Raw genomic sequence first — 9,373 nt, forward strand, 5'->3', positions numbered from 1 at the left:
CCCTTGGGGGTTGCGGCCCGTCGCGCATCGGCGGTTCAGGCAGCGGCGCTGGCACAGCAGGCCTGTGACACCGGGACGCTCGACGACGCCGAGGTCCGGGCCGACCACCACGCACGCACCGCCGGCCACACCGCGGCCGGGCGCCGCGGCGCCGTGGCAGCACGCTCCAACGCCACACGTCGGCGCTCGTTTCGCTGCTCGAGCTCCCGCTCGCGCTGCCGGTAGATCACGTCGGCCAGTTCGGGGTGCATGGCCGCCTCCTTCGCTTCGAGACTCGGACTTTTCAGGCGTAGGACATCAGCGGTGGGGCGCCTCAGGCGTCCTCGCCGTCGCCGGAGCGGCCGTGCACGATGCCGGACGCGAACCCGACACCGGCCGGGGCACCGACGCCGAGGGTGACGAGCTGCGGCTCCGCGGGCGCGGTACCGCAGCAGGAACCGGCCGACGACTCACCGTCGGCCTCCAGCGCCAGATCGGACGAGCACACACCGGTGGCGGGCAGGTTCAGCTCGACCGCGTCCGCTGCCGCACGGTCGCCGGCCAGCGCCGCCGCCACGGAGCGCACCTGCTCATACCCGGTAGCCAGCAGGAACGTCGGCGCGCGGCCGTACGACTTCATCCCCACGAGGTAGAAGCCGTCGTCCGGGTGCGAGAGGACCTGCTCGCCGTGCGGGGGCACCGTGCCGCAGGAGTGCTGGTTCGGGTCGATGAGCGGCGCCAGCGCGCTCGGCGCCTCGACGACCGGGTCGAGGTCGAGCCGCACCTCGCGCAGCATGTCCAGGTCGGGGCGGAAGCCCGTCGCGTTGACGATCGCGTGCACGTCGAGCGCCAGCGGCTCGTCCTTGGCCGTGCCGAGCACCTGGACCGAGTCACCGGCCGGCACGAGCTGCTCGATCGAGACCCGCGTCAGCAGGCGCAGGCGGCCGGCGTCGACGGCCTCGCGCAGCCGGGTGCCCAGCAGCCCGCGGGCGGGCAGCTCGTCGTCGGTGCCGCCGCCGAACAGGCGCCGGGCGGACCCGCCGCGGATCGCCCACGTGATGGTGGTGCTGGGCTCGGACTCGGCGAGCTCGACCAAGCTCAGCAGCGTGTTCGCGGCCGAGTGCCCCATTCCCACGACGAGGGTGTGCCGGCTGGCGAACCGCTCACGCTGCGTGCCCAGCACGTCCGGGAGCGGTCCGGTGACGAAGGGTGCGGCCTCGGCCTCGCCGGCGGCGGGCAGGCCGCTCACGCCGAGCGGGTTCGACGTCGAGAACGTGCCGGAGGCGTCGATCACCGCGCGGGCCAGGACGTCGGTCACCCGGCCGTCGGCACCCACGGTGCGCACGCGGTAGCCGCGCCGCTCCCGGCCCAGGGAGCGGGTCTTGTCCGCCCCGTCCCGGGCGACCGCCAGCACACGGGTGCTGGTGCGCAGACGCGTGGAAATCTCGGGCGTCGCGGCCAGCGGGGCCACGTACTCCTCGACAAGCTCGCTGCCCGTCGGCAGCGAGTCGAGGTCGGGCTCAACCCAGCCCGTGGGTTCCAGCAGTCGGCGGGCAGCAGCGTCGATGTCGTACCGCCAGGGTGAGAAGAGGCGCACGTGCCCCCACGACGCGATCGCCGCGCCGGCGCTCTCGCCCGCCTCCAGCACCAAAGGCTCCAGGCCGCGCTCCAGCAGGTGCGCCGCGGCCGCCAGCCCCACCGGGCCGCCGCCGATCACGACCACCGGCAGGTCGTTCCGAGCAACCTCGCTCATCACCACTCCTCACATCGAGAACCATCGATACGGCGATCTTGGACCACCTATCGATCGATGTCAATCTATGCGAAGATGGGGCCATGACCACGACCGCGCCAGCACCCCTGCCGATCGCCGCACCCGCGAACAGCGGCTGCTGCGCGCCCGCGCTCACCCAGGCCGTCCAGCCCGACGTCGCGCAGGAGCTCGCCCGGTCGTTCAAAGCCCTCGCCGACCCTGCCCGCGTCCAGCTGCTGGCGATCGTCGCCACCCAGCCCGGCGCCGAGGCATGCGTCTGCGACCTCACCGAGCCCGTCGGCCTCTCGCAGCCGACCGTCAGCCACCACCTCAAGATCCTCACCGAGGCCGGCCTGCTCCAGCGCGAACAGCGCGGCCGCTGGGCCTACTTCTCAATCGCCCCCGGCGCGCTACCTGCGCTCGTCGGGTCACTCTCGTCCGTGACGCAGCTCGACGCGTAGCCCTCGGTCCCGAGGTTTCGAAAACTCCAATACCCGATTCTGACGCGCGTCAGAATCGGTCGATTCTGGCCTGCGTCTAGATGCCAATGTCGGCATTCCGAAGTGCGGCGCGTTGTTGCCCGCCGCACGATGACGTCATGCGCCGACCCATCGCCGCTGCAACCACCATGCTCGCCCTGGCTGCCCTGAGCGCCTGCAGCTCGGGCGGCGCTGATGCCGACTGCATTGACGCCACCGACACGGGGGCGGCCATCGCAGAGGGCGCCAACGACACCCCCATTACGCCCGTCGATGCCAAGGCCGTGCAGTCTGAAACCTCTGAGGTCTACTACGTCGCCGTCACGTTCACGATCCCAGCCGACGACGAGGAGTCGACCGGGATCTGGGCTACCGACGATCTCGACGGCGGAACGATCCTGTCCGTCGACGCCCTCGCGAAGGAGTTCACCGACTGGCCAGACGCCGAGGCTGCGTTCGGGATCACGTACCCGAACGATGGAACGGATGCCGCTGAGGCCTGCGTCAGCGGCTAGGGCTTGCATCAGATGCAACTCGCACGCGTTGACAACCGATAACCCAGATTACGTCGACGAGCGTCTCGAGGTGGGCCCTTGATGACCTCCCCGGACCGAACTGTGGCAGCACATCCAAGCTCGCGACCTCGGCGGATTCGAACGAACGTCACTTCGAATCTCGCGCAACCGATCCCCGTACGCATGACTACCTGCACCGATACCTCCCCGAAGGGTGCGTACGGGGTCCGCACGGGGTAGCCACCCCGTACGTTTTCGGTAACGCACTCGAGGGACGATCCGCGGCATGGATCGAACCTCTGCGGTGATCGAGCGGACCCAGGCACCCGCCGGGTCCTCGCCTGCCTGCCGGTCCAGGGAACTTGCACCGGAAGGGCTGGTCGTGACGAGTCGTCACCACCGTGGGGTGCCGCTCTGGGGGAACGCCACGGTGGTGGTGATTCACCACCACCGTCGTTGGCCGCGCACTTCTGCTCCGGCTCGGAACCCTCTCGCCAGAACGAACGGCGGTGCGGAGTCGCCAGGCCCGCGCCTTTTGGGGGAGCCTACGGTGGTGCGGACTCCACACCACCGTGCGACCTGCGTATTCGCTGTTGTGCGCCACGAACGGGCGGAGCTCCAACCCCGCGAGGGTCCGATCTCGCGCCGATGCGGCCTCGCGTGCAGGCGCGGGACGCGCGGACGTCCACCGCGGCTCGGCCCGCGGTCACGCCCCGAGTCGCCCCCTCGTGGCCGGTATCGCCACGGCGAGGCGTTCGCGCAGCTCGTCGAGGTCGACGCGGATGAGCCTGCCGACGCGGTAGCCGGTGACGGTGCCGTCGGCGATGCGCCGGCGGATCGTCTTGACCGAGACGCTGAACTCCTCTGCCGCGTCGGCGAGGGCGACAAGCTTCCCGTGTCCCCGCGCCCGCCCCTGGGTGTCTGCCGATCGCATGGTCTCGCTCCTCCCCGGGCGGAGCGCTCGCACCGCCCTTCACCACTCAGGTGTGCACTCGTCGCCACGAGTGGACTCTGGCTCCGACGCCACGATGGCGCTCTCCGCGACTCAGCCTCATCGCCCCGACGCCGCGCCTCGCGCACGACGCGCGGCCAGCTCGTCCTCGCGAGCCATGGCCGCCATACGCTCGGCGATCATGCGGTCCCGGTCGGCGGCGGCGTGCTGGTAGATCATCGCCACCCGGGCCTCGGAGTGCCCGGCGCGGTGCATCAGCTCGGCGGTGGTCGCGCCAGCCCGCGCCGCCATGGTCAGGCTGGTGTGCCGCAGGTCGTGCGTGCGCACGTCCGGCAGGCCCGCCTTCTCGCGCGCGCGGATCCACGCGTACCGCCAGGTGCCCTCGGGCAGCACTCCCCCGGACCTGCCGGGGAACAGCAGCCCGTCGCGTCCCGGCTGGGCGAACCGCTCGATGTGGGCCTTCAGGACGAGCGCCAGCTCCTCCGGGATCGCCACAGTCCGGTAGCCCGCCTCGGACTTCACCCGCCCGACGACGGCATTGATGCCCTTGCCGCCCTGTGACACGTTCTGCGCCACGCTGACGGACGCCGACGCCGGGTCACGCAGGTCCACGTCCCGGCGTCGCAGCGCGCGGGCCTCGCCGATCCGCAGGCCCGTCCAGCTCAGGAGGTCGGCCAATGCCCGCAAGTGTTCGGGCAGCGCCTGGGCGAGGGCCTGTACATCTGCCGCGCTGAGCAGCACCGGCTGTCGCTGTCGCTTGTGCCGACCGCCGGCGACCACGCGCGCCGGCGAGGCGTCGATGAGCCCGCGGGCGATCGCCGCCTTGAACACGGCCGACAGGAACTTGTAGGTCTGTGCGGCCTCTCCAGAGCCGTCGGTCGTCCGGTTGGCCTTCCGGGCTCGCGCCCGCAGGTCCTTCTTGAGCCGTGCGTGCCAGGCCGCGACGTCGGCGACGGTGACCTCGTCGAGGTACTTGATGCCGATCGTCGGGTCGATGTGCACGCGCAGGATCCGCGAGTAGTCCCGCAACGTGCCCGGCGCCAGCGTGCGGCCCTCGATGTACTCGGCGGACCACTCGCTCAGCGTGAGGCGCTCGACGACGGCGTCGCGCCCATTCGGCGGAAGCCACTCGCCGCGCTCGATGAGCCGGCGCTCGTCGGCCAGCCACGCCTCGGCCGCCATCCGGTCGCCGAAGGTCCGCGTGTGTCGACCGAGGTCTGGTCCCCAGTACCGCGCACGCCAGCCGGTCACCTTGCCGGTGCTCCGGCTGCGGCGCGCCTCGAGCTCGCCGAACGGCCTTCGCGACGTTGGTCGAGCCACGTCATTCACCTCCCTCAGCGAGGAAGGTGTGCCGTCGGCACCAGAACCCTGTGGGGGTCTGGTGGGGGTAGGAATGGCCCTGTGGGGGTAGAACTGTCCACTCGCGTCCACGAGCGGTCGGAGCAAAGGTGCAGGTCAGGACCGCAAAATCAAGGATGGTGGGCCCGGAGGGACTCGAACCCCCGACATCCACGGTGTAAGCGTGGCGCTCTGACCAGCTGAGCTACAGGCCCTGGACAGCGCAGCAAAGAATACCCGGCGAGGGGCGCCCCGCCGGACAGCGGCGCGGCCTCGTGGGTCAGATCTCGGCGAGGGCCTCGCGGTACGCCTCGAGGTCGCGGCGCTGGCCGCGCGGGTTGACGACCGACCACCGCACGATCCCGTCGGCGTCGACGAGGAAGGTGCCGCGCAGCGCGTGGCCGCTGTCGGGGTCGAAGACGCCGTAAGCGTCGGCGACGGCGCCGTGGGGCCAGAAGTCGCTGAGTAGGTCGAAGCCGAAGCCCTCCTGCTCGTGCCAGGCCTTGAGCGTGAACACCGGGTCGGTGGAGACGGCCAGCAGCCGCACCCCGGCCGCCTCGAAGTCCTCGATGTTGTCGCGCAGCTCGCACAGCTCGCCGGTGCAGATGCCGGAGAACGCGAACGGGAAGAACACCAGCAGCACCGGCTCCCCGCGCAGGTCGGCGAGGTGCACGGGGGTGCCGTGCGTGTCGGGCAGCGTGAAGTCGGGCGCCGGGTCGCCCGCGCGCCAGCGCACCTCGGGGGCTGAGGTCGTCACCGGCCGGTCACCGCGTCAGCGCCCGCGACCGCGGTTGGCCAGCTTGGTGGCCGACCAGTCGGGCGCGACGGCGAAGGTGCTGGTGGCGTGCAGACCGGCGGTGGTCGCGGCCTCCTGGATCTCGTCGTGGCCGACATGACCGTCGCGGCCGGGCTTCGGCGTCAGCAGCCAGATGAGGCCGCCGTCGTCGAGCACCGTCAGGACGTCGACGAGCAGGTCCGTGAGGTCGCCGTCGTCGTCCCGCCACCACGCGATGACGCCGTCGGTCACGTCGTCGTAGTCCTCGTCGACGAGCTCGCCGCCGACGAGGGCCTCGATATCGGCCCGCAGCGCGTCGTCGACGTCGTCTCCCCACCCGAACTCCTGCACCACCTGACCGGTGGTGAACCCGAAGCGTGCTGCCGGGGATTCCGCCTGCTTACCCACTTTGGACCTTCGTTCCTCTCCGTCTGACCATCACCGACGCGTACGGACGCGCGCGGGGCGCACGTCTGTCGTGTGCGCCAACGTAGTCCACCGGAAGCACGTCCGCCCGGCAACCCCCGCTCGCTGGTGGTTTGCTCGGAGCGGGGCTGCACAGTGATCTCGACAACATCCGCGACCCGCGGCATGACGTAGATCACGGATCCTTGACCGCCCGATGGTGTTCCCCCGGCCCGTCTGGGGACACAATGAGTGATGACCACCCGATCGGGGGCCGCACCGTCGCGACCACGCGCCGCGGTGCCCTCACGACGGGATGCCTGACACGGACCGGGGCGGCGACCATGTGCCGCACACGGTCCGAAGATGAGAGAGGTTGCTGGTGGCTTCGTACGACGAGACCGGACCGTTGATCAACGGCCTGCTCAGCGCCGTCCCGGACATCGACCCCGCCGAGACCGGCGAGTGGGTCGAGTCGTTCGACGGCCTGATCGACGACAAGGGCGGCCCGCGGGCGCGCTACGTGATGCTCAACCTGCTGCGTCGCGCGCGGGAGCGCAACGTGCACATCCCCGCGACGATGGCGACGCCCTACGTCAACACGATCGCCGTGCACGACGAGCCGTACTTCCCGGGCGACGAGGCGATGGAGCGTCGCTACCGCTCGTGGATCCGTTGGAACGCTGCCGTCATGGTGACGCGCGCCCAGCGCCCCGAGATCTCGGTGGGCGGCCACATCTCCTCCTACGCGTCGGTGGCGACGCTGTACGAGGTGGGCCTGAACCACTTCTTCCGCGGCAAGGACCACCCGGGCGGCGGCGACCAGGTGTACTTCCAGGGGCACTCCTCCCCCGGCCAGTACGCCCGCAGCTTCCTCGAGGGCCGCATGTCGGCCGAGACGCTCGACGGGTTCCGCCAGGAGAAGTCGCACGCCGGCGGCGGCCTGCCCTCGTACCCGCACCCGCGCATGCTGCCGGACTTCTGGGAATTCCCGACGGTCTCGATGGGCCTCGGCCCGGCGTCGGCGATCTACCAGGCGTGGACCAACAAGTACCTGCACAACCGCGGCATCAAGGACACGAGCCAGCAGGACGTCTGGGCGTTCCTCGGCGACGGCGAGATGGACGAGCCGGAGTCGCGCGGCATGCTGCAGCAGGCGGCGCACCAGCAGCTCGACAACCTGACGTTCGTCGTGAACTGCAACCTGCAGCGCCTCGACGGCCCGGTGCGCGGAAACGGCAAGATCATCCAGGAGCTGGAGGCCCAGTTCAAGGGCGCCGGCTGGAACGTCATCAAGGTCGTCTGGGGCCGCGAGTGGGACGCCCTGCTCAACGCGGACAAGGACCGCGCCCTGGTCAACCTCATGAACGCCACGCCCGACGGCGACTACCAGACGTACCGCGCGGAGTCCGGCGCGTTCATCCGCGAGCACTTCTTCGGCCGCGACCCGCGGACGAAGGCTCTCGTCGAGAACATGACCGACGACGACATCTGGAACATGAAGCGCGGCGGCCACGACTACCGCAAGATCTACGCGGCGTACTCCGCGGCCCGCGCCCACACGGGCCAGCCGACGGTGATCCTCGCGCAGACGGTCAAGGGCTACGCCCTCGGCTCGAGCTTCGCGGGCCGCAACGCCACGCACCAGATGAAGAAGGTCAAGAACTCCGACCTCAAGGCGCTGCGCGACAACCTGCACATCCCGCTGACGGACGAGCAGATCGACGCCGACCCGTACCTGCCCCCGTACTACCACCCGGGCATGGACGACGAGGCGATCCAGTACATGCTGGAGCGCCGCCGGCACCTGGGCGGCTTCCTGCCCGAGCGCCGCTCGACGCCGAAGCCGCTGACGCTGCCGGAGCCGAAGACGTACGAGATCCTCAAGAAGGGCTCGGGCACGCAGCACGTCGCCAGCACGATGGCGTTCGTCCGCCTGCTCAAGGACCTCATCAAGGACAAGGAGTTCGGCAAGCGCGTCGTGCCGATCATCCCCGACGAGGCCCGCACGTTCGGTCTGGACGCGATCTTCCCGAGCGCGAAGATCTTCAACACGCAGGGGCAGAACTACCTCGCCGTGGACCGCGAGCTCATGCTGAGCTACAAGGAGTCCGAGGCCGGGCAGATCATGCACACCGGCATCAACGAGGCAGGCTCCGCCGCCGCCTTCCAGTCCGTCGGCACGTCGTACGCGACGCACGGCGAGGCCATGGTGCCGGTCTACATCTTCTACTCGATGTTCGGCTTCCAGCGCACCGGCGACCAGTTCTGGGCGGCCGGCGACCAGCTCGCCCGCGGCTTCATCATCGGCGCCACCGCCGGCCGCACCACCCTGACCGGTGAGGGCCTCCAGCACGCCGACGGCCACTCGCCGCTCATCGCCGGTACCAACACGGCGATGGTGCAGTACGACCCGGCGTACGGCTACGAGATCCGCCACATCGTGCGCGACGGCATCGAGCGCATGTACGGCGACGGGTCCGACGGCCGCGACCAGAACGTCATGTACTACCTCACGGTGTACAACGAGCCGATGATCCAGCCGGCGGAGCCGGAGGACGTGGACGTCGAGGGCATCCTCCGCGGCATCCACCGGGTCGCGACGTCCGACGTCGAGGGCCCCAAGGCCCAGCTCCTCGCCTCCGGCGTGGGCGTGCCGTGGGCGCTCGAGGCGCAGCAGCTGCTCGCCGAGGACTGGGGCGTGTCGGCCGACGTGTGGTCCGTGACCAGCTGGAACGAGCTGCGTCGTGACGCGCTCGCCGCGGAGAAGGACGCGCTGGTCGACCCGGCGGCCGAGCCGCGCACCCCGTACGTGACGCAGAAGCTGTCGGGCGCCCAGGGGCCGTTCGTCGCCACCAGCGACTACGACCACCTGGTGCCGGACCAGATCCGCGCCTGGGTGCCGGGCGACTACGCGGTGCTCGGTGCAGACGGCTTCGGCTTCTCCGACACCCGTGCGGCCGCGCGGCGCTACTTCCTCATCGACGGCCCGTCGATGGTCGTGAAGACGCTGCAGCAGCTCGCCCGCCGCGGCGAGGTCCCGGCCGACGTCGTCGCCAAGGCGGTCGAGAAGTACCGCCTGCTCGACGTCAACGCCGGCACGTCCGGCGTCGCCGGCGGCGACAGCTGATCTCCGCGAGATAGAGGACCCGGACCCGCGAGATAGAGAGGGGGCTG

Annotated in this window: 9 protein-coding genes and 1 tRNA gene; 3 read left to right on the plus strand and 7 right to left on the minus strand. The window is 70.6% G+C overall.

From position 1 onward, the window contains the following. Positions 1-35 precede the first annotated feature (35 nt). Together ACFUVW_RS16945 and ACFUVW_RS16950 are read right to left on the minus strand one after the other, a co-directional pair. Positions 36-251 carry a hypothetical protein gene (locus tag ACFUVW_RS16945; RefSeq protein ID WP_430572490.1) on the minus strand — a complete coding sequence of 72 codons (216 nt, stop codon included), beginning with the start codon at positions 249-251 and terminating at the stop codon, positions 36-38. Between the two features lie 62 nt (positions 252-313). Further along, positions 314-1,732, minus strand: a complete 1,419-nt coding sequence (locus ACFUVW_RS16950; RefSeq protein ID WP_430572491.1) for an FAD-dependent oxidoreductase — start codon at positions 1,730-1,732, stop codon at positions 314-316. A gap of 83 nt (positions 1,733-1,815) precedes the next feature. Here ACFUVW_RS16950 and ACFUVW_RS16955 point away from each other — a divergent pair, with 83 nt between their 5' ends. Continuing rightward, the gene (locus tag ACFUVW_RS16955) at positions 1,816-2,193 is read left to right on the plus strand and encodes an ArsR/SmtB family transcription factor (RefSeq protein WP_430572492.1); all 378 of its coding nucleotides are present in this window, start codon (positions 1,816-1,818) and stop codon (positions 2,191-2,193) included. A gap of 137 nt (positions 2,194-2,330) precedes the next feature. After that, the gene (locus ACFUVW_RS16960; RefSeq protein WP_430572493.1) at positions 2,331-2,726 is read left to right on the plus strand and encodes a hypothetical protein; all 396 of its coding nucleotides are present in this window, start codon (positions 2,331-2,333) and stop codon (positions 2,724-2,726) included. Positions 2,727-3,432: 706 nt separating this feature from the next. Here the strand turns inward: ACFUVW_RS16960 and ACFUVW_RS16965 are convergent. From ACFUVW_RS16965 to ACFUVW_RS16985, 5 genes are all read right to left on the minus strand, one after another. Then, entirely contained in the window at positions 3,433-3,660 is a 228-nt protein-coding gene (locus tag ACFUVW_RS16965) for a helix-turn-helix domain-containing protein (RefSeq protein ID WP_430572494.1), read from the minus strand. 117 nt (positions 3,661-3,777) lie between these two features. Continuing rightward, complete coding sequence (locus ACFUVW_RS16970) at positions 3,778-4,998, minus strand: tyrosine-type recombinase/integrase (RefSeq protein ID WP_430572495.1); 1,221 nt, start codon at positions 4,996-4,998, stop codon at positions 3,778-3,780. 156 nt (positions 4,999-5,154) lie between these two features. Continuing rightward, a tRNA-Val gene (locus ACFUVW_RS16975) sits at positions 5,155-5,231 on the minus strand. 65 nt (positions 5,232-5,296) lie between these two features. Continuing rightward, on the minus strand, positions 5,297-5,773 hold the full coding sequence (locus tag ACFUVW_RS16980; protein WP_430572496.1) for a peroxiredoxin: 477 nt from the start codon (positions 5,771-5,773) through the stop codon (positions 5,297-5,299). 15 nt (positions 5,774-5,788) lie between these two features. Continuing rightward, positions 5,789-6,199 (minus strand): DUF3052 domain-containing protein, encoded by a 411-nt coding sequence (locus ACFUVW_RS16985; protein ID WP_430572497.1) that lies wholly within the window; start codon positions 6,197-6,199, stop codon positions 5,789-5,791. Positions 6,200-6,578: 379 nt separating this feature from the next. Between ACFUVW_RS16985 and aceE the strand changes: the two genes are divergently transcribed. After that, a complete protein-coding gene (gene aceE / locus ACFUVW_RS16990; RefSeq protein WP_430572498.1) occupies positions 6,579-9,326 on the plus strand; it encodes a pyruvate dehydrogenase (acetyl-transferring), homodimeric type in 2,748 nt (915 codons plus the stop codon). The last annotated feature ends 47 nt before the right edge of the window (positions 9,327-9,373 follow it).

The sequence above is a fragment of the Isoptericola sp. NPDC057391 genome, from assembly GCF_042668085.1.
GTDB lineage: Bacteria > Actinomycetota > Actinomycetes > Actinomycetales > Cellulomonadaceae > Isoptericola.